The following is a 22,679-nucleotide window of genomic DNA, read 5'->3' on the forward strand; positions in this document are numbered from 1 at the left end:
TCGGACCTACAGCACCTGATCCACGTACAGCCGGATCTCCCCGTGCGGCCCCGTCTCCACCCGCACCTGGGTGAGGTCGCGGACGAGGACGTCCGGGCCGTGGAAGCCCGCGCGCGGGCCGATGCCCACGACGCGCATGCCCGCCGCGCGGCCCGCCTGGATGCCCGCGCCGGAGTCCTCGAAGACGACACAGTCGGCGGGGTCGACGCCCAGTTCGGCGGCGCCCTTGAGGAAGCCCTCGGGGTCGGGCTTGCTGGCGCCGACGGACTCGGCGGTGACGCGGACGTCGGGCAGCGGGAGCCCCGCGGCGGCCATGCGCGCGCTGGACAGGGCGACGTCGGCGGAGGTCACGAGCGCGTGCGGCAGGCCGCGCAGGGCGGCGAGGAACGCGGGCGCGCCGGGGACGGGGACGACGCCGTCCATGTCGGCGGTCTCCTCGGCGAGCATGCGGGCGTTGTCGGCGTGGTTCTGCTCCATGGGCCGGTGCGGCAGCAGCACGGCCATGGAGGCGTGGCCCTGGCGGCCGTGGACGACCTTCATGACCTCGTCGCCGTCGAGCCCGTGCCGCTCGGCCCAGCGCCGCCAGACGCGTTCGACGACGGCGTCGGAGTTGACGAGGGTGCCGTCCATGTCGAGCAGGAGGGCACGGGCGGTGAGCACGGTGGTGGCCGTCATCGGCAGCATCTCCAAGCAGGTCAGGGGGCGCGGGGGGTGGCCCCGCCGTCTCCCCCGGGAGGAACAAGGCGGCCCCGCCCGCCGGTCAGGGAAAACGGGCGGGAGCCACTTTGTTTCTCAACGGTACAAAACATTTCCGGCATCGCGCCAGCCTCTGCGGAAACCTTCACCTTCCGTTCAGCTCGCCCGGCCGTCTCATCCGGCCACGGCCTCCCACAGGCTCCACAGCCCGAGGCCCAGCATCAGCAGCGCGGCGATCTTGGTGATGAGCACCAGCGGAACCCGCTTCATCAGCGCCTTTCCGCCCACGATGCCCAGCCCGGCGACCGCCCACAGGGCCAGCACCGCACCGAGACCGACCGACAGCGGATCGTCGTAACGGGCGGCGAGGTTGGCGGTCATGATCTGCGTGAGATCGCCGAACTCGGCGACCAGGATGAGCATGAACCCGGCCCCGGCGACCTTGAAGAACGACTGGTTCTCCGGCCGGCGGACCTCCTCCTCGCCCTCGTCCTTCTTCATCAGCAGGACCGCCGCGCCCCCCAGGAAGAGCACACCGGTCAGGGCGTGCAGGATCTGCTGGGGCAGCAGCGTGAGCACGCTGCCGGCCGCGACGGCGAGCGCGACATGCAGCGCGAAGGCGGCGGCGACGCCCGCGAAGACGTAGGAGGCGCGGTAGCGGGTGCCGAGCACGAGACCGGCGAGCGCGGTCTTGTCGGGCAGCTCGGCGAGGAAGACGACGCCGAAGACGAGCGCCGTGACGGACAGGCTGATCAAGGTTCCTCAATCGGTCGGGACTGCCCCCACCGAGAGTGCGTGAACCCTTCGTACGCGACCTCGGCAAGGGCAGCGCACGTCACCCCTGCCGTACGGCACGGGCGGGCACTGCTTGCCGAAGGTCTCGCTGGCCGGTCCTGATGAGGACCCGGCTCCGGGCGCCGGCCCAGCTGGGCTGAGCAGTGTGTCGACGGTCCGGCGAAGAGCTACTCCCCTTCTGCGCCGCCCATCGTACGCGAGGAGAAGTTCGAACCCGAACCTTGTCGTGTCATGCGCACGTCACTAACTTCTCACCAGGCGCACATCCGTTGGCAACGCCCCACCGCGAGCATTCCCACGCCCGCACGCCAACACCCCCACACCCCAAGGGAGTTCACCATGTCCAGGATCTACGCGCGTCGACGGCTGAGCATAGTCGCGGCGCTCACCGGACTCATAGCCTCCGTCGGCCTCTTCAACGGCCCGACCGCCTCCGCCGCCCTCCCCACCCCGGTCAGCGGCGCCACGGCCCGCAGCTACCTCGCCGCCCTCACCGTCGCGACCGAGGACCGCACCGGCTACAGCCGCGACCTCTTCCCGCACTGGATCACCGTCTCCGGCACCTGCAACACCCGCGAGACGGTCCTCAAGCGGGACGGCTCGAACGTCGTCACCGACTCCTCCTGCGCCGCCACCAGCGGCAGCTGGTACTCCCCCTACGACGGCGCCACCTGGACCGCCGCCTCCGACCTCGACATCGACCACCTCGTCCCGCTCGCCGAGGCCTGGGACTCCGGCGCCGACAGCTGGACCACCTCCCGCCGCCAGGCCTTCGCCAACGACCTGACCCGCCCGCAGCTCATCGCGGTCACCGACAACGTCAACCAGGCCAAGGGCGACCAGGACCCGGCCACCTGGATGCCGTCGCGCACCGCCTACCGGTGCACCTACGTCCGCGCCTGGGTACAGGTGAAGTACTACTACGGCCTGTCGGTCGACTCGGCCGAGAAGACCGCACTGCAGAACTACCTCGCCCCCTGCTGACCGGAACCTCGCCCGCAGCCTCCTCCTTCCGTACCGTACGGGGCGACGAAGGAGGGGGTCGCGTGGCGGGACTCCGGCTCGGACCACTGCTCAGATACACCGGCGACTCGTCCGCGACCGTCTGGGTCGAGACGAGCCGTCCCTGCACCGCCGAGGTGCGCTGCGCGGACGGTGCCCGCGGCTCCGCGGCCACCTTCCAGATCGCGGGGCACCACTACGCCCTGGTCGAGGTGACCGGCCTCACCGCCGGCACCTCCACGGCGTACGAGGTGTTTCTGGACGGCACACGCGTGTGGCCGCTGCCGGACGCCCCGCCCTCCGAGATCCGCCTGCACGGCCGGGACGGGCCGGTCCGCGTGGCCTTCGGCTCCTGCCGCTGGGCCGCTCCCCCGGCCGGCGAGCCGGACCCGGTCGGCCCCGACGCCCTCGACACCCTCGCCGCCCGCCTCGCGGCCGACCCGCGGGCCGAGCGGCCCGATGTCCTGCTGCTGCTCGGCGACCAGGTGTACGCCGACGAGACCTCCCCGGCGTTCCGGCGCCGGCTGGAGGCGCGCCGCGACCTGGAGGACCCGCCGGGCACCGAGGTCGCGGACTACGAGGAGTACACCTGGCTCTACCACGAGTCCTGGCTCGACCCGGAGGTGCGCTGGCTGCTGTCGACCGTGCCGAGCTGCATGATCTTCGACGATCACGACGTCGTCGACGACTGGAACACCTCCGCCTCCTGGCTCGCCGACATGCGGGCCACGTCCTGGTGGCGGGAGCGGGTGCTGGGCGGGCTGATGTCGTACTGGGTCCACCAGCACCTCGGCAACCTCAGCCCGGCCGAACTGGCCGCCGACCCGCTCTACGCCGCCGTACGCGAAGCCGCCGACGGCACCGAGGCGTTGCGCGCCTTCGCCTGCCGGGCGGACGCCGAACCGGCCGCCGTGCGCTGGAGTTACCGCCGGGACTTCGGGCGGGTGCGGGTGCTGATGGTGGACAGCCGGGCGGCGCGGGTGCTGGCGGAGGACGCGCGCGCGATGCTCGACCCCGGTGAGGCCGCGTGGCTGCGGACGCAGGCCCTGGACGCGCCGGACGAGGTCGACCATCTGCTGATCGGCACCTCGCTGCCCTGGCTGCTGCCGCACCTGGTGCACGACGCCGAGGGCTGGAGCGCGGCGCTGTGCCGGGGCGAGGAGGGGTCACGCCGGGCGCGGTTCGGGGAGCGGCTGCGGCGGGCGGCGGACCTGGAGCACTGGGCGGCGTTCCCGGACTCCTTCGAGGCGCTGGCGGCGCTGATCGCCGAGGCGGGCTCGGGTCCCGGGGCGCCCGCGAGCGTGCTGGTCCTGTCCGGGGACGTGCACCACGCCTACATCGCCGAGCCGTCCTGGCCGGCCGGGTCGGGCCCCGAGGCCCGGACGCTCCAGCTGACCTGCTCCCCGGTGCACAACTCCGTGCCGCTGTCGATGCGGCTGGGCTTCCGGTTCGGCTGGAGCCGGCTCGGGCGGGCGCTGGGGCGCGCCCTCGCCGGGCGGGGCAGGGTGCCGCGGCCGTCGATCGACTGGCACAGGACGGGCGGGCCGTGGTTCGGCAACCAGTTGATGACGCTGACCCTGCGGGGGCGCGGGGCGATGCTGCGGCTGGAGCAGGCGCGGGCGGAGTCCGGGGGCGAGGCACGGCTGGTGACGGTGCAGGAGGTGCGAGTGACGGAGGGTGACCGCCCGTGACGCAGGCGTGAGCCGTGGCTCGGCGGGACCGCGGTTACTGGCGCGTCAAGAGTGGCTAAATGTTGAAGTTGCAAGCAATGATGAGGTCAACCTAACCTTTCGGTCACCCGCTCGGCCCGTCCCCGGCCGGTCCGCCCCGGACCGGTCCGACCGAAGGAGTCTCCCCATATGACCGACCGACTGAACTCCGCCCAGCCCTACGTCATAGGCCTGTTCCGCGTGGTCGTCGGCCTGCTCTTCGCCTGCCACGGCGCCGCCTCGCTCTTCGGCGTCCTGGGTGGCGCCGCCGGCACGGGCGGCACCATCCCCTCGGGCACGTGGCCCGGCTGGTACGCGGCCGTCATCCAGCTCGTCTGCGGCAGCCTGGTCCTGCTGGGCCTGGGCACCCGCGCCGCCGCGTTCCTGGCCTCCGGCTCGATGGCGTACGCCTACTTCGACGTCCACCAGGGCTCGGCCCTGTGGCCGCTGCAGAACGGCGGCGAGGCCTCGGCGATGTTCTGCTGGGCCTTCTTCCTGCTGGTCTTCACCGGCTCCGGCGCCTTCGGCCTGGACCGCCTGCTCACGCGCCGCTCGGCGGGGCGGGCGGGGTCGGCGGCGGAGACGTCGCCCGTCGCGGTGTAAGCCGGTGCCGTACGGCGCCCTTCCCCTTGGCCTGCCCGGGGGAAGGGCGCCGTTCCCGTGTCCGGGTCAGCCCGCGCCCGTGACCCAGCCGAAGGGCACGGTGAAGCAGCCCACGCGGGCGCCCTTGCCGCCGGGTCGGTCGTGGAGGACGACGGAGGACGCCTCACCCTGCCGGAAGCCCCAGCTGTGATGCGCGGCCGCCTCGGCCGAGCCGTCGGGGCGAGGGGTGAAGTCCAGCCACACCTCGCTCTCGGGGCCGGCACGGTGCTCGCCGGTGCCGGACACGTGCCGGTAGGGCCCCCCGGCGGCGGCCGGGTCGGCGCCACAGGGCTTCTGGTGCACCTGGACGCCGTAGGCGTGGCCCGGCTTCATCCCTTCGACCCGCAGCCGGACGGTCGTGGCGCCGAGGGGCTCGGTGTGCTGGGAGACCTCGATCCAGGCGGCGGCCGGGACGAGGTCCATGTCGTACGTGATCGCCGCCGACGGCACGAAGGCGGTGGGCGGGGCGAACCGGGCCTGCGTGCGCATCCAGTAGCCGTCCGCGTGTCCGTCCGGGCCTTCCACGTGTCCGGCCGCGCCGCCGGGGCCTGTTGCGACCAGGGCCGCCGCGACGACTCCGGCGCAGAGAGCTCCCACCATGATCTGTACCGTCCCTCGCATCAGGTTCGCGCGTTACACGCCTTATGTACCAGTTCATCGGCTGCGGGTCCGCTCCCGTTGCCAGGTGACGCGGCGGTGAAGGTGGCGTGCCGGGCACACGAGCCCCCTGTGAACCTCCCGTCACACCCCCCGCGTACGCTGTATGGCTGTCAACGGCCCCTCTTGCCGCTCCCCGCGCGCCATCGCGGCAGGCCGGGCCACGGGGGGTCGTACGGGGAGTGGTTGTGTTCGAGAGTCTCGGCTCGTTGGCCGGAAGTCCATGGATCTATGCCCTGGTGGGCGTTTCCGTCCTGCTCGACGTGTTTCTGCCGGTGCTGCCCAGCGGGGTGCTGGTGATCATGGGGGCCACCGCGGCCGCCGCGGGGACCGGTGCCGCGGCCGGCCGGGTCCCGCAGGACGTGCCCGACATCCTGGCCCTGACGCTGTGCGCCGCCACGGCCTCGGTGCTGGGCGACCTCGTGGCGTACCGGCTGGCCTGGCGCGACGGCACGCGGCTGACCCGGGCGATCGCCCGCTCGCCGCGGCTGGCCCTCGCGCAGGAACGTCTCGGCACAGCCCTCGCGCAGGGCGGTGGCGCGCTGGTCGTCCTCGCCCGGTTCGCCCCGGCCGGCCGCTCGGTCGTCTCCCTCGGCGCGGGCGCCGCCCACAGCCGCGCCCGCGACTTCCTGCCCTGGTCCGCACTCGCCGGCCTGTCCTGGGCCACCTACAGCGCCGCCCTCGGCTACTTCGGCACGCAGTGGCTCGGCGCGGGCTGGCTCGCCACGGGCGTCTCCGTCCTGGCCCTCTTCGCGGCCGGCTCCGGCGCGGCGTACCTGATGCGCAGACCGCGCGAGGTCGCGGAGCCCGCGTAGGCCGGGCCCCTAACTCGCCCTTCTGACCGCTGCCTGGCCCCGTACCTCCAGGCCGGACAGCAGCGCGGCCGTCGCCTCGGCCACGGCGTCCACGGCCTGGTCGAAGACCTCGCGGTTATGCGCTGCCGGGGCACGGAAGCCGGAAACCTTGCGGACGTACTGGAGTGCAGCGGCCCGGATGTCGGCCTCGGTGGCCTCCTCGGGCAGCACGGGCGGGCGGAGGGTCTTGATGCTGCGGCACATGCCTCCAGTGTTGCGCCGCAGGGTGGGTCGCGCAGGCGAATGTCCGCCCTCAGCGGCCGCCAGAACCGGAGGAAATAGATCCGGCCACTCCCCTCTTGTGCCGATCATGACCACTTTGGAGATCACTTACATCGGCGGCCCCACGGCTCTCCTCACCCTGGGCGGACTGCGGCTGCTGACCGACCCCACCTTCGACGCGCCGGGTGAGTACGCGGTCGGGTCGCGGACGCTGGTGAAGAAGGTCGGGCCGGCCGTCGGGGTGGAGGAGGTCGGGGTGGTGGACGCGGTGCTGCTGTCGCACGACCATCACCCGGACAACCTCGACACCTCGGGCCGTGCGTATCTCGGCGAGGTGCCGGTCGTGCTGTCGACTCCGTCGGCGCACGCGCGCGTGGGCGGCCCGGTGCGGGGGCTGGCGCCCTGGGAGCATGTCGAGGTGGAGCGCCCCGACGCCCCTGGCAGGCCGCTGCGCGTCACCGCCGTACCCGCGCTGCACGGCCCGGAGGGGTCGGAGCCGCTGGTCGGGGAGGTCACCGGGTTCGTGCTGTCCGGTGAGGGCCTGCCGAAGGTGTACGTCAGCGGGGACAACGCCTCGCTGGACCGGGTCCGCGAGATCGCCGACCGCGAGGGCCCGTTCGACGTGGCGGTGCTCTTCGCGGGGGCCGCCCGCACGCCCCTCGTGCCGGACGCCCCGCTGACCCTGACCAGCGAGCGCGCCGCCGAGGCGGCCACCCTGCTCGGCGCCCGGCATGTCGTGCCGCTGCACTTCGAGCACTGGGGTCACTTCACCGAGGACGGCCCGACGCTGACCAAGGCCTTCGAGGCCGCCGGCCTGTCCGAGCGGCTGCATCTGCTGAGTCCCGGCGGTTCCGTGGCTCTGCCGCCTCTGTCATGATCGACAACGAGGCGGCCACCGCATCGGGGCCGACCGACGACAAGGAGCCACATCCATGGCGCACGACAACCTCGGCATCGCCGTACTCGGACCCGGTGGCGTGGGCGGCCTGCTCGCCGCACTGCTGTCCCGCGCGGGCCACCGTGTGATCTGCCTGGCCGGCGAGAAGACGGCCGACACCCTGCGCACCTCCGGTATCAGCGTCCGCAGCGGCCTCTTCGGCGACTTCACCGCGCGCGTGGAGGCGGACACCGAGCTGCGCGAGCCGGTCGACGCCTGCCTGGTCACCGTGAAGCAGACGGCGCTCGGCGAGGCTCTCGCGCGCGTGCCGGCCGAGGCCCTGGGCGACGGACTGCTGGTGCCGTTCCTCAACGGCGTCGAGCACCCGGCCGTCCTGCGCGAGCACTACCGCGCCGACCGGGTCGCGCCCGCGGTGATCCGGGTGGAGTCCACGCGCGTGGCGCCCGGGGAGATCGAGCACGGCAGCCCGTTCGCCGAGATCGACCTCGCCGGGGACCCGGTGCCGGACGAGCGCCTGGACGCCCTCGCGGCGGCCTTCACCGCGGCCGGCCCGAAGACCCGGGTCGTGCCGGACGAGGCGGCCGCGCTGTGGGCCAAGATGTCCTTCCTCGCGCCCTTCGCACTGCTCACCACCCGGCTCGGCCTCCCGCTGGGCGACGTACGCACCGCTCACCGCGCGGAGCTGACGGCCCTGGTCGAGGAGACCGCCGCGGTCAGCGGTGCCAGCGGCGGTCCGGCCGAGCCGGCCCAGGCCCTCGCCCGCTACGACGCCTTCCCGGCCGCCACGAAGTCGTCCATGCAGCGCGACGCCGAGGCCGGCAGGCCGCTCGAACTGGACGCCATCGGCGGCGCGTTGCTGCGTGCGGCGCAGCGCCACGGGGTGCCGGTGCCGGTGGCGACGCGGCTGGTGTCCGAGCTGGCGGCGACGGCCGGCTGAGCCGCTCGCCTCTGCGGTACACGCGGGTGTCCTGGGCGGATCGACGCCCTGGGCACCCGCGCGCGTATGCGTTCCGAACACTCGTTCATCCGCCGGTCCACCGTTCGTGTGAACCACGGGAAGCTGCTCGCACCTCAAAATCGAACAGGCGTAGCATTGCCGCGTGGCAACGACCTATGACTTCCCGAGCGACCTGCTAGCCGGTCAGGAGGAGCTGCATCAGGTCCGGGCCGAGCTGTCGGCCCTGCTGAAACGTCTTCCCTGGTCGGTGGAACCCCTGGACGGCTTCAGCGACAGCGGCGGCTGGCGCAAGGTCGAGCGCCCCGCCTCCCCGGGCTGGACCGAGGACGAACAGGCCGAGGTGGAGAAGCTCCGCCGCCGCGAACACGAACTCGCCGTCTTCATCACCACCCACCGCTTCTGGTCGGAGATCTCCGGCCCGGACCGCGTGACCGCACGCTCCCAGCTCAAGCATGCCCATGAGAACGCCCACAAGGACGCGGAAAGCTGAACGACCCCCGAAAGCGCGGGCGTTAAGCTGGCCGGCCGTGATCACGGTGTTCACGACAAGCCGCCCGCGCCGCCGGGCGCGAGAGCCTCAGGGGGATGACGGCGTGAGCAAGATCGAGGAGTTCGAGGATCTGCGGCCGCTGCTGTTCTCGATCGCCTACCGGATGCTGGGCAGCGTGAGCGAGGCCGAGGACGCCGTACAGGAGACCTGGCTGCGCTACGCCGACACCACGACCGTCCCGAGGTCGACCAAGTCGTTCCTGTCGGCCACGGTCACCAGGATCTGCATCGACGTACTGCGTTCCGCGCGCGTGCGACGGGAGGAGTACGTCGGCCCTTGGTTCCCCGAACCGCTGCTGAACGACCCGTACGACGATCCCGCGCGGTCGGCGGAACTGGCCGACTCGGTGTCCATGGCGGCCCTGGTCCTCCTGGAGCGGCTCAGCCCGCTGGAGCGGTCGGTGTTCGTGCTGCGGGAGGTGTTCGCCTTCGGGTTCGACGAGATCGCCTCGGCGGTCGGGCGTTCGGAGTCGGCGTGCCGGCAGCTGCTGGTGCGGGCGCGGCGGCACATGGAGGCCGGGCGGCCCCGCTTCACGGCGGACGACGAGGAGCGCCAGAAGCTGGCGACCCGGTTCTTCGACGCGCTGCGGGACGGCGACGTGGGCGGACTCCAGGAACTGCTGGCCGCCGACGTCCAGTTCGTCGGCGACGGCGGCGGCAAGGCTCCGCAGCTGGCCAGGGCCGTCGTCGGCGCGCAGAACGTGGCCCGCCTGCTGGGCTCCGTCTTCCCCCTGATGGCCCGGGTCGACATCACCTTCGAGCCGCAGCGGATCAACGGCCAGCCCGGCGCGATCTTCCGCGACCGCGACGGCCGCGTCCTGCACACCCTCGCCCTCGACGTCGTCGACGGCCGCATCGAAGCCATCCGTACGGTGATCAACCCCGACAAACTGGCCCACCTCGGCCCGGTCGGCGACGCCTGGGCCGCGGACCGCGAGGTACGGCAGGCCCGCCGCTCATGAGAACGGCCCCCGGAGATCACTCCGGGGGGCCGTCGATGTGGGCGCGGACGGTTTCGAACCGCCGACATCCTGCTTGTAAGGCAGGCGCTCTACCCCTGAGCTACGCACCCGTGAACGAGTCGACAGCCTACATTGCCGGGGGTGGTGCCCCGCAAACCCGTATCCGGGGCCGCGGAGGGTGCGCCCCCGAGTGCGCCCCCGAGGGGTTCCTGGGGAAAACCCCACCATGAATCCGGGAGCAGCCCCGATCCCCCGGTGCCCGGGCGGACCGTACGGTCGGAGAGTGTCGTACCGGCCGCCGGGCCGGGCGCAGTCGTCTTCCGGGAAGACCAGGGGGAATCGTCATGGGCAGCTCCGTCATCGTGCGCACGGCCGTCATCGCCGGTGCCGTCGCACTCGTCGTCGGCGGGCTCGCCGGATGCGCGTCCTCCGGGGACGACAAGAAGCCGGAGAGCCGTTCCTTCGCACTGGAAGGACGCACCCTCACCATCGACTCCGAGGACTCGGCGCTGGAGATCGTCGCCGTGGACGGCGGGCAGCGGGACCGCGTCGAGGTCACCCGGTGGTTCGACGGCCAGGTGGTGATCGGCGACAGCCCCGACATCAGCTGGGCCATGGCGGACGACCGGTTGAAGCTCCGGGTGGACTGCTCGGGGTTCATCGCCGACTGCGAGGCCAGACACCGTATCGAGGTGCCGCGCGGCATCGAGGTGAAGGTCGAGGACGGGGACGGAAGCGTCGAGGCCAGCGGCTTCCACGACGCCCTCAGCATCCGCACCGGCGACGGCTCGGTCCGGGTCAGTGACAGCACCGGCCCGCTGGACCTGCGCACCGGGGACGGCTCCATCCGCGCCGAGACGACCGCCCGGCAGGTCAACGCCGAGACCGGCGACGGCTCCATCCACCTCGACCTGGGCGCCGTGCCGGACGTGGTGAAGACCCGCACCGGCGACGGCTCCGTCCACCTCGAACTGCCCCGCGCCACCTATCACGTCACCACCCGCACCGGCGACGGCTCCGTTCATGTGGACGTCCCCCGCGACGACTCCAGCCGCCACCTGATATCCGCCCAGACCGGCGACGGGGGCATCACGGTCGACACGGCCGACACGGCTGGATGAAGCCGGCGCGGCCCTCCGTCCACGGTCCTTCCCGAACTCGCCGTCTCCGTCGCGAACTGACAGGCCCGTGTGTTCGTCCTTAACCGGTGGGAGAATGACACCGGCAGGGCGCGACAGCACGGGAGAGGGATGTGACGGCGACACCACCGCAGCCGTATTCGCCGTCGAAGCGGCGCGCCCGCCGCCCCGCGCGGCCCGCGCTGCGAGCCGCCCTGCGGGACACCCTCACCCTCGCCGCGCTGCCCCTGGCCCTCGGCCTGGCGCTGCCCGCCGCGTTCGCCGGGGGCGGCGGTACCCGGCGCTGGTTCGGCGGGCGGGCGGACAGCCAGCGCGCGGAGGCGCAGGCGGCGAAGGACGACGCGGCGGCCGCGTTCTACGAACTCGACACCGCCCAGCGGGATCTGCGGATCTCGATCGAGACGATCTCCGCGGTCGACGACTCCCCCGCCGCCAAGCGGGCCGCCGCCGACTTCACCGACCTGGGCCGCCGGATCGACGAGGCAAGTCAGCGCTACATCCAGGCCGTGGACGCCCATGACCTGGACCGCGACGACCTGGAGGCGTCGGCGGCCGCCCGCGCCCGCACCGAGCTGACCGCGGCCAAGGACGAACTGGTCCGGGTCAACGCGGACCTGGACCGGTTCGCGCAGAGCCTCGGCCCGCTGCTGGGCAAGGCCGAGACCCAGCTGGCGCGGCTCGCACCCGCCGTGGAGCGGGCCCGGCAGGCGCTGCTGGCCGCCTCGAACGGGCTGGACGCGGTCCGCGGCTCGGGCCTGCGCGCGGACGACCTCGCCGCACGGCTCGCGGCCCTCGCCCCGGAGCTGACCCGGCTCAACCAGGGCGCCGGGCAGCACGGGGTGCCGCAGACCCTGGACCGGGCCGAGCGCGTGTCCCGGGAGGCCGAGGCGATCCGCGCGGAGGCCGAGCGGCTGCCGGAGCGGGCCGCCGAGATCGACCACCGGCTGGTGTCCCTGCGCACCCGCGCCCAGGCGCTCACCACCCGGGCCGGGCAGGTCGAGCCGGTGCTCAGCGAGCTGCGTCGGCGGTTCACCGTCGCCTGCTGGCAGGACCTCCAGCATGTGCCGGAGCAGGCCGAGGAGCACGTACGGCAGGCCGAGCGCAAGCTCGCCGAGGCGCGGGCCGCGCGCGACGAGCAGCGGTGGGCGGACGCCACGGCCCTGCTGTCGACCGTGCGGGCGCTGCTGAACAGCACGGACGAGGCAGTATCGGCGGCCGGGGACCGGCTGAAGCGGCTGAACGCCGTGCAGAAGGACCCGCAGCAGGAGATCGAGCGGACCCGGTTCGCGATCCGGGACGCGCAGCGGCTGGCCATGGCCGGGCGCAGCACCCCCGATCCCCGGCACGCGCGCCCGCTGGACGACTCGGTGGCACGCCTGGAGCGGGCCATCGGCACGCTGGAGGGCCGGCACCCCGACTACTGGCACTTCCTGACCGAGACGGAGGGCGTGCGACAGAGCGTGGCGCGGGTGGTGGCGCAGATCCGCGAGGAGCGCGGCACCGGTCACTGAGCCCCGGCCCCGTCGGCGCACGACCGGGTGCGAAACCGGGCCGGCACGGCCATGTGCACGCCATTTGCGCACCGGGTGAGCCGGGCGGATATTGGGGGTACGCAGTAGGCCTCCGCTAGTACCGCACCCAAGGGAGGCGGACATGGCCACACACGCGTTCCACTCCGGATCGCGCCAGGGGTTCAAGCTCGACGAACACCTTCCCGTCGACCACCGGCTGAGCAAGGTCTACCGAGTCGGAGCCGGTCTGATGGGCCTGGCCCTGCTGGCCTTCGGCATCCTCGGGCTGACCAACAACATCGGCTTCTTCGACACCGGCGGTGACCAGGTCGCCGGCCTGAACACCAACGGCGCGCTCAGCGTCCTGTCGATCGTCGTCGGCGTGCTGCTGTTCGTCGGCATGGTGATCGGCGGGAACTTCGCGTCCACGCTGAACATGGTTCTCGGCGTGCTGTTCATCATCAACGGCCTGCTGAATCTGGGTCTGCTGGAGACCGAGTACAACTTCCTGGCCTTCGAGATCCAGAACTGCCTGTTCAGCTTTGTCGTCGGCATCCTGCTGATGACCTTCGGCATGTACGGGCGGGTCGGTTCTGCGCTGCCGCACGACAACCCGTACTGGCGGGCTCGCCACCCTGGTCAGGCGGAGGCCGAGCAGCGGGCACCGGATCTCTCGACCGGGCCGCGCACCAGGGCGTCCCTGCCGCCGGAGGATGCCGGTTAATCTTCTGGGCATGCCTCGCTATGAGTACCGGTGCCGCACCTGCGGTGACACGTTCGAGATGAGTCGGCCCATGGCGGAGTCCTCCGACCCCGCCGCGTGTCCCTCCGGGCATGACGACACGGTCAAGCTGCTGTCGACCGTCGCCGTGGGGGGAACGGCCTCCGCCCCCGCGCCGCCGCGTGCCTCCGGCGGGGGCGGGTGCTGTGGTGGAGGGTGCTGCGGTTAGCCCCCCTGTGCGTTGTCGGCTGCGGCTTCGTCGTGGCTTGTCGCGCCCACGCGGCGGAGCCGCATATCGACACAGCCCCGCGCCCCTAGGGCGTCTACCCTCGGGTCGCCTTCAAGAACTCGCGCAGGATTCTCTCTCCCGCCAGTACGCCTCTCTCCGGCAGGGCGGTGATCTGGGGGGCCGTCCAGTTGGCGTCGGCGAGTTCGCCGTGGCCCGGGCGCCAGCCCTGGTCGGCGACGAGGAGCAGGTCCGCGTCCAGGAGGGAGTCGCCGGCGGTGAGGGTGAGGTCCGCTCCCGTGCGCCTCGCGATCTCGCGTACGGCCGCGCTCTTGGTGAGCGGCTTGGGGACGGCGTAGATCTTGCGGCCCTGCAGCGAGACCGTCCAGCCGCGGTTCTCCGCCCAGACCGCGAGTTCCTTGACCCACTCCTCGGGCAGCAGCTCGCGCTCGACGACCAGGTAGGCGAAGAGGTCCTCGGCGATCCGGTGCTTGCGCACCCACACCGGGTCGGCGGTGGCCATGAGGTGGTCGCGGACCTCGTCGAGCGGGGCGCACTCGTCGGCGAGCCGGGCCGTGACGGCCGCCTGCCAGTACGGGTCGGAGACGCCGTCGACCAGGATGTGGCCGCCGTTGGCGCAGATCGCGTACTTCGGGACCGGGCCCGGCAGGTTGATGCGCTGGTACTGCTTGCGGGTGCGGGTCGTCGTCGGCACGAAGACCGCCGCGTCGCCCAGCTCCGTGAGCAGTTCGGCCGCGGTCTCCGTGAGGTACGACAGCGGCTTGCTCTCGTGCACCTCGACGCACAGCAGCCGGGGCGCCCGCGCGTCCGGCATGGTCAGCGCGAGGGCCGCCGAGGAGTAGATCAACGTCCGGTCCAGGTCGCTCGCCACGAGCACCGGCATCAGAGCGCCACCGCCTTTCCGTCGGCGCCCGTCGCGCCGCGTGTGTACTGGGGATGGATCAGCCCGACGCAGGTGTACGGCAGACCGTCGACCTCCTCGACGGGCACACCGCGCTGCTCGGCGAGTAGCCGCACATGGTCGAGGTCGGCGCCCGCCCCGGCCTTGGCCAGGATCTTCCAGGGCACCCGGCGCAGCAGCACCCGGGTGGTCTCGCCGACGCCCGGCTTGACGAGGTTGACGTCGTGGATGCCGTACTCCTCGCTGATCCGCTCGACCGCCGCCCAGCCCTCCCAGGTCGGCTCGCGGTCGCCGGACTGCAGCTCCTTCACCGTCGCGTCCACCGCGTCCTCGACCTCCGTAAAGCGCGCGGACACCGCGTCCAGGAAGGCCACCGAGACGTCGGCATCGGCGAGTTCGCGGTAGTACTTCGCGCCGTGGTAGTCGTGCGGGCCCACCAGGTCGGCCCTGAGCACCGTACGCGAAATCAGGCCGGAGACCGTGGAGTTGAGGCAGGCCGAGGGTATGAGGAAGTCCTCCCGGGTGCCGTACGTGCGGACGCAGGAGCCGGGGTCGGCGAGGACGGCGATCTCCGGGTCGAAGCCGGCCGGGCCGCCCGCCGCCTCGAACTCCTCGATCGCGGCGGCCAGTTCGCGGGTGATGGCGCCCTTGCCGGTCCAGCCGTCGACGAAGACGACGTCGGCCGGGTCGTGGTGGGCGGCCAGCCAGCGCAGCGCGTTGGCGTCGATGCCGCGGCCGCGCACGATCGACACGGCGTAGTGCGGCAGGTCCATGCCGTGCCGGGCCTGCGCCCAGCGGCGCATCAGCACGCCCACCGGGGTGCCCGCGCGGGCCAGCGACACCAGCACGGGGCGGGGCGACCGCTCGGCGAGCACCAGCTCGGTGACCGCGCCGACCGCCTGCGCGAGGCGGGCCGCCGATTCCTCGAGGGCCGCGTGGAACAGCGCCTGGTACTGCTCGCTGGGCTGGTACTCCACCGGCAGCGACTCGGCGTAGTGCGCGCCGCCGCTCTGGATGGCCTCCTCGCGCTCCTCGGTGGGGGCCTCCAGCGTGACGTCCGAGAGGTCCTGGAGCAGCCAGCCGACCTCCTCGGGCGCGTAGGACGAGAAGGCGGGGCCGCGGAGCGGCTCGGGGAGCATGGTGGGCCTTTCGGGAACGTAGGACGGTACGACCGCGAGGACGACGTGCGGGGTGTGGGCGGTGAGCTGCGCCAGCAGGCCGTCGGGGGCGTGCAGTTGTTCTGTGTCGCCCGCCGAGTCCACCACGGCCACGACGGCGTCGAAGCCGGCGCCGGCGACGTTGTAGGCGTAGCGGTCGCCGGGGCCGTCGGCGGGGTTGTCGTGGGCCGGGAAGACCAGGCGGGTGCGGATGGCGTACGCCGGGTCGTCGACGGCCAGGACGGGTGAGCGGGTGGTCGTGGAGAACCGTATCTGCGACGGCGCGGGCAGCAGCTGCTCCAGCTGCTGGGCGAGCCTGAGCGGGGCGTACATCAGCTCCTCGTTGCCGAGCACGAGGACGCGGGCCGCTGTTGCGGGGAGGGCCTCTGCCAGGCGGGCCGCCATGTCGGGGAGGGCTGCGTCGAGGTGCTCGCGGTGGGCTGGGGTGAAGCCGTGTCTTCCGCCGTCGGGGAGGCCTTGGGGCCAGCGCAGGTCGACTCGGGTGATTCGGTTGTTCGGCGGCTGCGGGTTGTCGGTGGCTGGTCGCGCAGTTCCCCGCGCCCCTGAGTACCTGTCCACAAGGTCCTGCCCCTTCTCCAGCACCCCCTCCGGCAGCTTCACCGTCCCCGACGCCGTCGCCACCAGGTCCACCCTCGCGCCTATCTCCCGCGCGAAGGCCTCCAGGCGGCCCGCGTCCTGAGGTGAGCGCATGTCCACCAGGGCCACGACCACGTAGCGGCGCCTCGGGTAGCGCGCGTGGAGGTCGCGGATCGTGTTCAGGACCGTGTTGCCGGTGGAGAACTCGTCGTCGACCAGGACCAGGGCGCCGTCGCCCGCCAGGAGGGCCGGGTCCTCGGGGAGGAGGAGGTGGGAGGTGGCGTGGGAGTGGGACTCCTCGAAGCCGCCCGCGGGGGCCACGCCGGGGACGTGGCGGCGGGTGGAGTGGAGGTAGGGGGCGGTGCCGAGACCGTCGGCGACCGAGTGGCCGAGGCCGGTCGCCGTCTCCGCGTAGCCGAGGACGACCGCGCGGGCCGCCTCCTGCTCGCCGAGGAGGTCGCGGACGCGGCGTCCGAGGGCGACGCCGTGGCCGTGGACGACGGACGGGGACTGGGGCACGTGCTTGCCCAGCACGTTCGACACCAGCAGGTGGGCCCGCTTGGGGTTGCGGCGCAGGGCGAGGCCCAGCAGCTCCGGCAGGCCGTCGTCGCCCTCCAGTCCGACCCCGAGCCGCTCAGCGACCCAGGCGCCGGACCAGACCCCGGTGCTCTCGGCCCGGGGCCCGGGGCTGTCGGACCAGACCCCGGGGCTGTCGGCCCGGACCTCCGTGCCCTCGGCCCGGACTCCGTCGTTCTCTGCGTTCTTCATGAGTTCCTGTGTCTTCAGCCGGGGATACCGGCGGCGAGCAGCTCCACGAAACCGACGTCCTCACGTGCCACGCCGAACACCTCGGCGCGCAGCATGGTCCGCTCGGCCCAGGCGCGGTGCGGCTTCACCTCATTCATTTTGTTCGTGTACGCCGACCGCAGTACACCCCCGCCGAGACGCTCGGGCCGCAGGATGTCCTGGGCGTCGCTGTACTCCTCGTGGCTGACGACGGACAGCGCGTGGACGGGCAGCACATGGGAGGGGTGGATGCAGGTCTTGCCGGTGAGGCCGTTGGCCTGGTCGAGGGTGATCTCGCGCAGCAGGCCGTCCATGGCGTGCTCGAGCAGCGCCTCGCGCAGTTCCTCGGCCTGTCCCTCCAGGAAGGGGCTGCGGCGCAGCTGGGGCTTGAACATACGTTCCTGCACGCGGAAGTACTCCCAGACCGGGCCGGTCACCGTGAAGCCGGTGCCGTCGGCGCGGCCCAGCATGTTCACCACGTCGGCGATCACGGAGGCCACGATCTGGACGTCGTACGCCGTCATGTCGGGGGCCCGGCGCAGGCCGTACGAGGAGCAGAAGTCGGTCACTCCGAGGCGCAGGGCGAGGACGCGGTCGCGGTACTTGTCGACCGCGCGGGAGATGCCCTCCAGGGTCTCCACCCGCGACTCGCGGTACAGCAGCTCGGGCGACTCAAGGACGGGCATCGCGAACAGGCGCTGTCCGCTCGCGGCCTCGGCGGCGCTCAGCGCCTCCAGGAAGGGGATGCCGCGCTCCTCGGTGAACTTGGGCAGCACGAAGCCGGACAGCAGCCGGACCGCGGGGCCGAGGCGCCGCACGAGGTCGGGGATCTGCTCGGGGGCGCGGACGCGGATGAACAGCAGCGGGGGGTCCTCGGCGTACGGGGCACGCCCGGCCAGCTCGGTGAACTGACGGACCAGGTTCTCCTCGCCACCCGCCACCTCGGCGTCGTGGATCGAGTCCTCCAGGCACAACACCATCGACACCACGCCGCGTGCCGTCTGCTTGACGATGTCGTCGGCGAGCCGGGGGCGGGTCGCCGGACTGTACAGCGTGGCGCCCAGGGCCGCGGACAGCAGCCGGGCCGGGGAGCCGGCGGTGAATTCGCACGGCTCCTGATGGAAGAGGCGCTGCCGCACCTCAGGGGCGATGTGCCCGAAATGACGCATAAAGCTCCCCCGTGGTGCCGGAATGGCCGGTGAGGTGACGATAGGTGGCCGGTAATAGTACGTAGGAGTCCATGTCCGAGGTTCCCTCAGGGCATGAATTTCCGGTAACGCGGGCGCGCACAGCCGTCCGTTTCTCCACCGCACCCCCGCATTGTCGTGACCAGGACCGAGAAGGCAGGATGGCCGCATGACGCACGCGATGCTGAAGGGGTCGAACGTCCCGGTCGAAGCCACCACGGTGCGCGCTGTGCTGCGCTGGACGCCCGGGCAGGGTGTTCCGGACGTCGATGCCTCGGCGCTGCTCCTCGGCCTCGACGGTCGTGTGCGCTCCGACGAGGACTTCGTCTTCTACAACCAGCCCCGGCACCCCTCCGGGCAGGTGTGGCGGCTCGGCAAGAAGCGGGTCGCCGAGGGCCTGACCGACACGATCCAGACAGATCTGGCCGGTGTCGAGTCCGGAGTCGGCCGGATTCTGCTGGTCGCTTCGGCCGACGGGGTGACGTTCGACCGCGTACGTTCGCTGCGGATTTCGCTGTACGACCCGTCGGCGGGTGAGGGTGAACCGCTGGCGTATTTCGACATCAAGCCGGAGACCGGTCAGGAGACCGCGCTGATCTGCGGGGAGCTGTACCGGCGCGGCGAGGGGTGGAAGTTCCGGGCGCTCGGGGAGGGCTACTCCGACGGGCTGAAGGGGCTGGCCACGGATTACGGCATCTCCGTGGACGAGGGCGAGGTGGCCGAGGCCGCGCAGTCCGCGCAGTCCTCGCAGTCCGCGCAGTCCTCGCAGGCCTCCCAGTCCTCGCAGGCCTCCCAGTCCTCGCAGTTCTCTCAGGCCTCGCAGGGCGAGTCCCCGCAGGCCGGGGCGCCCGAGGCCGCGCAGCCGCTGCCTCCGGAGGCGCCGACCACCGCGGTGCCTCAGCAGCCGGGCTACGGCTATCCGCAGCCGGCCTACGGGTATCCGCAGCCGGCTTACGGCTATCCGCAGCCGGTCGGGGAGTTCCAGCTGCCTCCTCAAGGGCCGCAGTTCATCGGGCGGTAGCGTCTGCCCGGTCCTGTTCGTCGGCCGCCGACGGCCGTGCGTGGCTGGTCGCGCAGTTCCCCGCGCCCCTGAACGACAGCCACGTCATCTCTCGGCCTTCGTCTTGTAGCCCCTGCCCCACTGCAGGCCCCAGCCGTACAGCCGGTCCAGTTCCGCCTGGAAGCCGTACACGAACTTGACCTCCCGGCGGACCATGATCTCGTCCTTGACGTTCTCGATCAGGACGACCGCGCAGGAGCGGGCCTGGGGGTGGCGTTCGTCGAGGCTGATCTCGATCCGGGGGCCGTTGCTCGGGTAGAGGGTGACGACGGCGTGGGTGCGGTCGAAGGCCGGGGTCTGGTCGTAGATGTAGACGAAGACCAGCAGGCGCTTGATCTGCTCGCGGTGGTCGAGGTTGACGTAGATCGTCTCGCCGGAGCCGGAGCCGAAGCGGTCGTCGCCGCTGAGCTTGACGTAGGGCGCGGCGTTGACGTCGCCGAGGTAGCCGCCGAGGGGCTGGACGACGCCCTTGGTGCCGTCCTGGAGCTCGTAGAGGCAGCCGAGGTCGAGGTCGACGTTGACCATGCTCTGGGTGTGGCCCATGACCTCCGGCGGCCTGAGCGCCTTGAAGGGGTGGCGCAGCAGGCTCTCGCGCTGGGGGCCGCCGAGGTCGGAGGTGCGCATCCGCCAGGAGAGGTTGACGCGGAGGTTGCCGGTGGCCGCGCCCTGTTTGGTGAGGGAGACCTGGCTGTGGCGTTTGGTCAGTTCGATCGCGTTGCTCGACGCGCTGCCCGAGTCGAACTGGTTGTCCCGCCCGCGCCAGAGTCCGTCCAGCAAGCCCATGTCCCGCCCCCAATTGACGTAGAAAACACCGGCGGGGCGGCGTCGGAGGACTGGTCCTCGACGCCGCCCCGCCGGAAAGCGTTCCTCACCCGTGAGGGTGTCACACCCCGGACGAGACCTCAGTCTTCTCGTCCGAGCCCGGGTTTCCCTCGGCGGCCGCCAGTGCGCGGTTGCGGCGCACGGAGGACCAGAAGGACCAGCCGATCAGGATGACACCGATGGAGCCGGTGATGAGCTCGCTGATCTGGTACTGGATGGTGACCAGCAGGATCACCGCAAGGGCGCCGATGGCGTAGTGGGCGCCGTGCTCCAGGTAGACGTAGTCGTCGAGGGTGCCCTGGCGGACCAGGTAGACCGTGAGCGACCGGACGTACATGGCGCCGATGCCGAGGCCGAGGGCCATCAGGACGATGTCGTTGGTGATGGCGAAGGCGCCGATGACTCCGTCGAAGGAGAAGGACGCGTCCAGGACCTCGAGGTAGAGGAACATGAAGAACGCGGCCTTGCCGGCCAGGACGACCGCCGACTTGGGCTTGCCGGTGCGCTCGGCTTCCTCCTCGGCCTCGTGCTCGCGTTCCTCCTCTTCTTCGAGTTTGTCCTCGAAGTAGCCGGAGAGACCGCCGACGACCATGTACGTGATGAGGCCGGCGATGCCGGACAGCAGGACGGTTTCTGCCTTGTCGGCGTGGCCGGCGTGCAGATGCGCCTGGGTCGCGAAGGTCATCGCGGAGACCAGCAGGACGACCAGCGCGATGCAGACCGACAGCATGTCGACCTTGCCGAGCTTGGCGAGCGGGCGCTCCAGCCAGCCCAGCCACTTGATGTCCCGGTCCTCGAAGATGAAGTCCAGGAAGATCATCAGCAGGAACATGCCACCGAACGCGGCGATCGCCGGGTGCGCGTCGGTGACGAGCTGCTCATAGCGGTCCTTGTCGGAGAACGCGAGGTCGACGGCCTCGATCGGGCCCATCTTGGCGCTGATGGCGACGATGACCACGGGGAAGACGAGACGCATGCCGAAGACGGCGATGAGCACACCGACCGTGAGGAAGATCTTCTGCCAGAAGGCATTCATCTTCTTCAGGATTCCGGCGTTGACCACCGCATTGTCGAACGACAGCGAGATTTCCAGGACGGAGAGGATCGCCACGATGCCGAAGGCGGTCCACCCCCCGTAGAAGACCGCCGCGACCAGGCCGAGCGCGGTGACCGCGAACGACCAGCCGAAGGTTTTCAGAAGCACTGGCTACCCAATCCATACGTGTACGGGAATCCCCCGCGCCGCACTCGGCTTTACGAAACGTTGACTCCGAAGTCTAGAGCGATGCCCCGCAGACCGGACGCGTACCCCTGGCCTACTGCCCGGAACTTCCATTCCTGCTGGTAGCGGTACACCTCGCCGAAGATCATCGCGGTTTCGGTGGACGCGTCCTCGCTGAGGTCGTAGCGGGCGAGCTCCTGGCCGTCGGCCTGGTTGACGACACGGATGAAGGCGTTGCTGACCTGACCGAAGGTCTGGCCGCGTTCGTCGGCCATGTGGATCGAGACCGGGAAGACGATCTTGTCGCACTGGGCAGGGACCTTGGAGAGGTCGATGATCAGGGACTCGTCGTCGCCGTCGCCCTCGCCGGTGAGGTTGTCACCGGTGTGCTGCACCGAGCCGTCCGGGCTGGTCAGCTGGTTGTAGAAGACGAACCACTCGTCCCCCATGACCCGCCCGCCGCTGCACACCAGCGCGCTGGCGTCCAGGTCGAAGGGGGCTCCGGTGGTGGAGCGCGCGTCCCAGCCGAGCCCGACCATCACCTGCGTGAGGTTGGGTGCGGCCTTGGACAGGGAGACGTTTCCTCCCTTGGCGAGCGTGACGCCCATGATGCTGGTCCCTCCCCGAGGTGTTGCTTTACGTGGCTGTCCTGCACGTCCGGCGCCGCACATAAACCGTGCGACGCCGGACGGTGACTTTCTCGCGACTGTCAGACGTTGACGCCGAAGTCCTGGGCGATGCCGCGCAGGCCCGAGGCGTAGCCCTGGCCGATGGCGCGGAACTTCCACTCCGCGCCGTGGCGGTAGAGCTCACCGAAGACCATGGCGGTCTCGGTGGAGGCGTCCTCGGAGAGGTCGTAGCGCGCGATCTCCGCCTCGCCCGCCTGGTTCACGACACGGATGAACGCGTTGCGGACCTGACCGAAGGACTGCTGGCGGTTCTCGGCGTCGTAGATCGAGACCGGGAACACGATCTTCTCGATGTCCGCGGGAACGGCGGCGAGGTTGACCTTGATCTGCTCGTCGTCGCCCTCGCCCTCACCGGTGATGTTGTCGCCGGTGTGCTCGACCGAGCCGTCGGGGCTCTTGAGGTTGTTGAAGAAGACGAAGTTGGCGTCGCTGCTGACCTTGCCGGAGCTGTTCAGCAGCAGCGCGCTCGCGTCGAGGTCGAAGTCCGTGCCGGTCGTGGTGCGGACGTCCCACCCCAGACCGACGATGACCGCGGTCAGGCCCGGGGCCTCCTTGGTCAGCGAAACGTTGCCGCCCTTGCTGAGGCTGACTCCCACGAGTCCTCCATTGGTGTCCAGGGGCGGGGTGCCCCGTCGTGCGTTGTCATCGGATCGAACGAGTCGATCCTAGTGACGGGTTCCCGCGCCACGCAGGCCC

24 protein-coding genes and 1 tRNA gene are annotated in these 22,679 nt (G+C 71.5%); 13 read left to right on the plus strand and 12 right to left on the minus strand.

What is annotated here, in order from left to right:
* Positions 1-6: 6 nt before the first annotated feature.
* Together ACIQ6Y_RS09645 and ACIQ6Y_RS09650 are read right to left on the minus strand one after the other, a co-directional pair.
* On the minus strand, positions 7-675 hold the full coding sequence (locus ACIQ6Y_RS09645) for an HAD family hydrolase (protein ID WP_404034936.1): 669 nt from the start codon (positions 673-675) through the stop codon (positions 7-9).
* Positions 676-870: 195 nt separating this feature from the next.
* The gene (locus ACIQ6Y_RS09650) at positions 871-1,452 is read right to left on the minus strand and encodes a TMEM165/GDT1 family protein (protein WP_404034938.1); all 582 of its coding nucleotides are present in this window, start codon (positions 1,450-1,452) and stop codon (positions 871-873) included.
* A 378-nt stretch (positions 1,453-1,830) separates the two neighbouring features.
* Between ACIQ6Y_RS09650 and ACIQ6Y_RS09655 the strand changes: the two genes are divergently transcribed.
* The 3 genes from ACIQ6Y_RS09655 (at position 1,831) to ACIQ6Y_RS09665 (ending at position 4,805) form a co-directional block, all read left to right on the plus strand.
* A complete protein-coding gene (locus ACIQ6Y_RS09655; RefSeq protein WP_404034940.1) occupies positions 1,831-2,475 on the plus strand; it encodes an HNH endonuclease family protein in 645 nt (214 codons plus the stop codon).
* Positions 2,476-2,537: 62 nt separating this feature from the next.
* Positions 2,538-4,184 (plus strand): alkaline phosphatase D family protein, encoded by a 1,647-nt coding sequence (locus tag ACIQ6Y_RS09660; protein ID WP_404034942.1) that lies wholly within the window; start codon positions 2,538-2,540, stop codon positions 4,182-4,184.
* Positions 4,185-4,352: 168 nt separating this feature from the next.
* Positions 4,353-4,805, plus strand: coding sequence for a DoxX family protein (locus tag ACIQ6Y_RS09665; RefSeq protein ID WP_404034944.1), 453 nt, complete (start codon positions 4,353-4,355; stop codon positions 4,803-4,805).
* 66 nt (positions 4,806-4,871) lie between these two features.
* Here ACIQ6Y_RS09665 and ACIQ6Y_RS09670 read toward each other — a convergent pair whose 3' ends face one another.
* Positions 4,872-5,444, minus strand: coding sequence for a superoxide dismutase family protein (locus tag ACIQ6Y_RS09670; RefSeq protein WP_404034946.1), 573 nt, complete (start codon positions 5,442-5,444; stop codon positions 4,872-4,874).
* A 245-nt stretch (positions 5,445-5,689) separates the two neighbouring features.
* On the opposite strand from ACIQ6Y_RS09670, the gene ACIQ6Y_RS09675 reads away from it, so the two are divergent.
* Positions 5,690-6,316: a DedA family protein gene (locus ACIQ6Y_RS09675; RefSeq protein WP_404034948.1), complete on the plus strand. Its 627-nt coding sequence runs from the start codon at positions 5,690-5,692 to the stop codon at positions 6,314-6,316.
* A gap of 9 nt (positions 6,317-6,325) precedes the next feature.
* On the opposite strand, the gene ACIQ6Y_RS09680 is transcribed toward ACIQ6Y_RS09675, so the two are convergent.
* Positions 6,326-6,559 carry a DUF2277 domain-containing protein gene (locus tag ACIQ6Y_RS09680; protein ID WP_404034950.1) on the minus strand — a complete coding sequence of 78 codons (234 nt, stop codon included), beginning with the start codon at positions 6,557-6,559 and terminating at the stop codon, positions 6,326-6,328.
* Between the two features lie 106 nt (positions 6,560-6,665).
* Between ACIQ6Y_RS09680 and ACIQ6Y_RS09685 the strand changes: the two genes are divergently transcribed.
* From ACIQ6Y_RS09685 to ACIQ6Y_RS09700, 4 genes are all read left to right on the plus strand, one after another.
* A complete protein-coding gene (locus tag ACIQ6Y_RS09685; RefSeq protein ID WP_404034952.1) occupies positions 6,666-7,454 on the plus strand; it encodes an MBL fold metallo-hydrolase in 789 nt (262 codons plus the stop codon).
* Between the two features lie 55 nt (positions 7,455-7,509).
* Entirely contained in the window at positions 7,510-8,412 is a 903-nt protein-coding gene (locus tag ACIQ6Y_RS09690; protein ID WP_404034954.1) for a ketopantoate reductase family protein, read from the plus strand.
* Positions 8,413-8,575: 163 nt separating this feature from the next.
* Positions 8,576-8,923: a hypothetical protein gene (locus ACIQ6Y_RS09695; protein WP_404034955.1), complete on the plus strand. Its 348-nt coding sequence runs from the start codon at positions 8,576-8,578 to the stop codon at positions 8,921-8,923.
* Positions 8,924-9,026: 103 nt separating this feature from the next.
* Entirely contained in the window at positions 9,027-9,944 is a 918-nt protein-coding gene (locus ACIQ6Y_RS09700) for an RNA polymerase sigma-70 factor (protein ID WP_404034957.1), read from the plus strand.
* A gap of 38 nt (positions 9,945-9,982) precedes the next feature.
* Here ACIQ6Y_RS09700 and ACIQ6Y_RS09705 read toward each other — a convergent pair.
* A tRNA-Val gene (locus ACIQ6Y_RS09705) sits at positions 9,983-10,054 on the minus strand.
* Between the two features lie 234 nt (positions 10,055-10,288).
* On the opposite strand from ACIQ6Y_RS09705, the gene ACIQ6Y_RS09710 reads away from it, so the two are divergent.
* From ACIQ6Y_RS09710 to ACIQ6Y_RS09725, 4 genes are all read left to right on the plus strand, one after another.
* Positions 10,289-11,065: a DUF4097 family beta strand repeat-containing protein gene (locus ACIQ6Y_RS09710; RefSeq protein WP_404034959.1), complete on the plus strand. Its 777-nt coding sequence runs from the start codon at positions 10,289-10,291 to the stop codon at positions 11,063-11,065.
* 131 nt (positions 11,066-11,196) lie between these two features.
* Positions 11,197-12,594 (plus strand): hypothetical protein, encoded by a 1,398-nt coding sequence (locus ACIQ6Y_RS09715; protein ID WP_404034961.1) that lies wholly within the window; start codon positions 11,197-11,199, stop codon positions 12,592-12,594.
* Positions 12,595-12,736: 142 nt separating this feature from the next.
* Entirely contained in the window at positions 12,737-13,318 is a 582-nt protein-coding gene (locus tag ACIQ6Y_RS09720; RefSeq protein ID WP_404034963.1) for a DUF4383 domain-containing protein, read from the plus strand.
* 10 nt (positions 13,319-13,328) lie between these two features.
* Positions 13,329-13,544: a zinc ribbon domain-containing protein gene (locus tag ACIQ6Y_RS09725; protein WP_404034965.1), complete on the plus strand. Its 216-nt coding sequence runs from the start codon at positions 13,329-13,331 to the stop codon at positions 13,542-13,544.
* Positions 13,545-13,638: 94 nt separating this feature from the next.
* Here the strand turns inward: ACIQ6Y_RS09725 and ACIQ6Y_RS09730 are convergent, their stop codons facing one another.
* Genes ACIQ6Y_RS09730 through ACIQ6Y_RS09740 form a run of 3 tightly spaced genes read right to left on the minus strand, consistent with a single transcriptional unit; the run spans position 13,639 to position 18,172 of the window.
* Positions 13,639-14,445 (minus strand): HAD family hydrolase, encoded by an 807-nt coding sequence (locus tag ACIQ6Y_RS09730; protein ID WP_404034967.1) that lies wholly within the window; start codon positions 14,443-14,445, stop codon positions 13,639-13,641.
* Entirely contained in the window at positions 14,445-16,985 is a 2,541-nt protein-coding gene (locus ACIQ6Y_RS09735; RefSeq protein ID WP_404034969.1) for a phosphoribosyltransferase, read from the minus strand. Before ACIQ6Y_RS09735 ends, ACIQ6Y_RS09730 begins: the two co-directional genes overlap by 1 nt.
* Positions 16,986-16,999: 14 nt before the next feature.
* Entirely contained in the window at positions 17,000-18,172 is a 1,173-nt protein-coding gene (locus ACIQ6Y_RS09740; RefSeq protein WP_404034971.1) for an HpcH/HpaI aldolase/citrate lyase family protein, read from the minus strand.
* Between the two features lie 187 nt (positions 18,173-18,359).
* Here ACIQ6Y_RS09740 and ACIQ6Y_RS09745 point away from each other — a divergent pair, with 187 nt between their 5' ends.
* A complete protein-coding gene (locus ACIQ6Y_RS09745; RefSeq protein ID WP_404034973.1) occupies positions 18,360-19,211 on the plus strand; it encodes a TerD family protein in 852 nt (283 codons plus the stop codon).
* Positions 19,212-19,295: 84 nt separating this feature from the next.
* On the opposite strand, the gene ACIQ6Y_RS09750 is transcribed toward ACIQ6Y_RS09745, so the two are convergent.
* From ACIQ6Y_RS09750 to ACIQ6Y_RS09765, 4 genes are all read right to left on the minus strand, one after another.
* Positions 19,296-20,033: a Tellurium resistance gene (locus tag ACIQ6Y_RS09750; RefSeq protein WP_404034975.1), complete on the minus strand. Its 738-nt coding sequence runs from the start codon at positions 20,031-20,033 to the stop codon at positions 19,296-19,298.
* A 100-nt stretch (positions 20,034-20,133) separates the two neighbouring features.
* Complete coding sequence (locus ACIQ6Y_RS09755) at positions 20,134-21,276, minus strand: DUF475 domain-containing protein (RefSeq protein ID WP_404034977.1); 1,143 nt, start codon at positions 21,274-21,276, stop codon at positions 20,134-20,136.
* Positions 21,277-21,326: 50 nt separating this feature from the next.
* Positions 21,327-21,902: a TerD family protein gene (locus ACIQ6Y_RS09760; protein ID WP_404034979.1), complete on the minus strand. Its 576-nt coding sequence runs from the start codon at positions 21,900-21,902 to the stop codon at positions 21,327-21,329.
* A gap of 101 nt (positions 21,903-22,003) precedes the next feature.
* Positions 22,004-22,579: a calcium homeostasis/redox stress adaptation protein gene (locus ACIQ6Y_RS09765; RefSeq protein WP_059191513.1), complete on the minus strand. Its 576-nt coding sequence runs from the start codon at positions 22,577-22,579 to the stop codon at positions 22,004-22,006.
* Positions 22,580-22,679 lie beyond the last annotated feature (100 nt).

The organism is Streptomyces sp. NPDC096205, assembly GCF_044763135.1.
GTDB lineage: Bacteria > Actinomycetota > Actinomycetes > Streptomycetales > Streptomycetaceae > Streptomyces.

Coding starts and splice junctions, on each gene's coding strand:
- ACIQ6Y_RS09720 (WP_404034963.1), top strand. CDS start 12,737: ATGGCCACACACGCGTTCCACTCCGGATCGCGCCAGGGGTTCAAGCTC.
- ACIQ6Y_RS09670 (WP_404034946.1), bottom strand. CDS start 5,444: ATGGTGGGAGCTCTCTGCGCCGGAGTCGTCGCGGCGGCCCTGGTCGCA.
- ACIQ6Y_RS09735 (WP_404034969.1), bottom strand. CDS start 16,985: ATGAAGAACGCAGAGAACGACGGAGTCCGGGCCGAGGGCACGGAGGTC.
- ACIQ6Y_RS09690 (WP_404034954.1), top strand. CDS start 7,510: ATGGCGCACGACAACCTCGGCATCGCCGTACTCGGACCCGGTGGCGTG.
- ACIQ6Y_RS09760 (WP_404034979.1), bottom strand. CDS start 21,902: ATGGGCGTCACGCTCGCCAAGGGAGGAAACGTCTCCCTGTCCAAGGCC.
- ACIQ6Y_RS09745 (WP_404034973.1), top strand. CDS start 18,360: ATGACGCACGCGATGCTGAAGGGGTCGAACGTCCCGGTCGAAGCCACC.
- ACIQ6Y_RS09685 (WP_404034952.1), top strand. CDS start 6,666: ATGACCACTTTGGAGATCACTTACATCGGCGGCCCCACGGCTCTCCTC.
- ACIQ6Y_RS09655 (WP_404034940.1), top strand. CDS start 1,831: ATGTCCAGGATCTACGCGCGTCGACGGCTGAGCATAGTCGCGGCGCTC.
- ACIQ6Y_RS09680 (WP_404034950.1), bottom strand. CDS start 6,559: ATGTGCCGCAGCATCAAGACCCTCCGCCCGCCCGTGCTGCCCGAGGAG.
- ACIQ6Y_RS09665 (WP_404034944.1), top strand. CDS start 4,353: ATGACCGACCGACTGAACTCCGCCCAGCCCTACGTCATAGGCCTGTTC.
- ACIQ6Y_RS09750 (WP_404034975.1), bottom strand. CDS start 20,033: ATGGGCTTGCTGGACGGACTCTGGCGCGGGCGGGACAACCAGTTCGAC.
- ACIQ6Y_RS09725 (WP_404034965.1), top strand. CDS start 13,329: ATGCCTCGCTATGAGTACCGGTGCCGCACCTGCGGTGACACGTTCGAG.
- ACIQ6Y_RS09645 (WP_404034936.1), bottom strand. CDS start 675: ATGACGGCCACCACCGTGCTCACCGCCCGTGCCCTCCTGCTCGACATG.
- ACIQ6Y_RS09740 (WP_404034971.1), bottom strand. CDS start 18,172: ATGCGTCATTTCGGGCACATCGCCCCTGAGGTGCGGCAGCGCCTCTTC.
- ACIQ6Y_RS09730 (WP_404034967.1), bottom strand. CDS start 14,445: ATGCCGGTGCTCGTGGCGAGCGACCTGGACCGGACGTTGATCTACTCC.
- ACIQ6Y_RS09710 (WP_404034959.1), top strand. CDS start 10,289: ATGGGCAGCTCCGTCATCGTGCGCACGGCCGTCATCGCCGGTGCCGTC.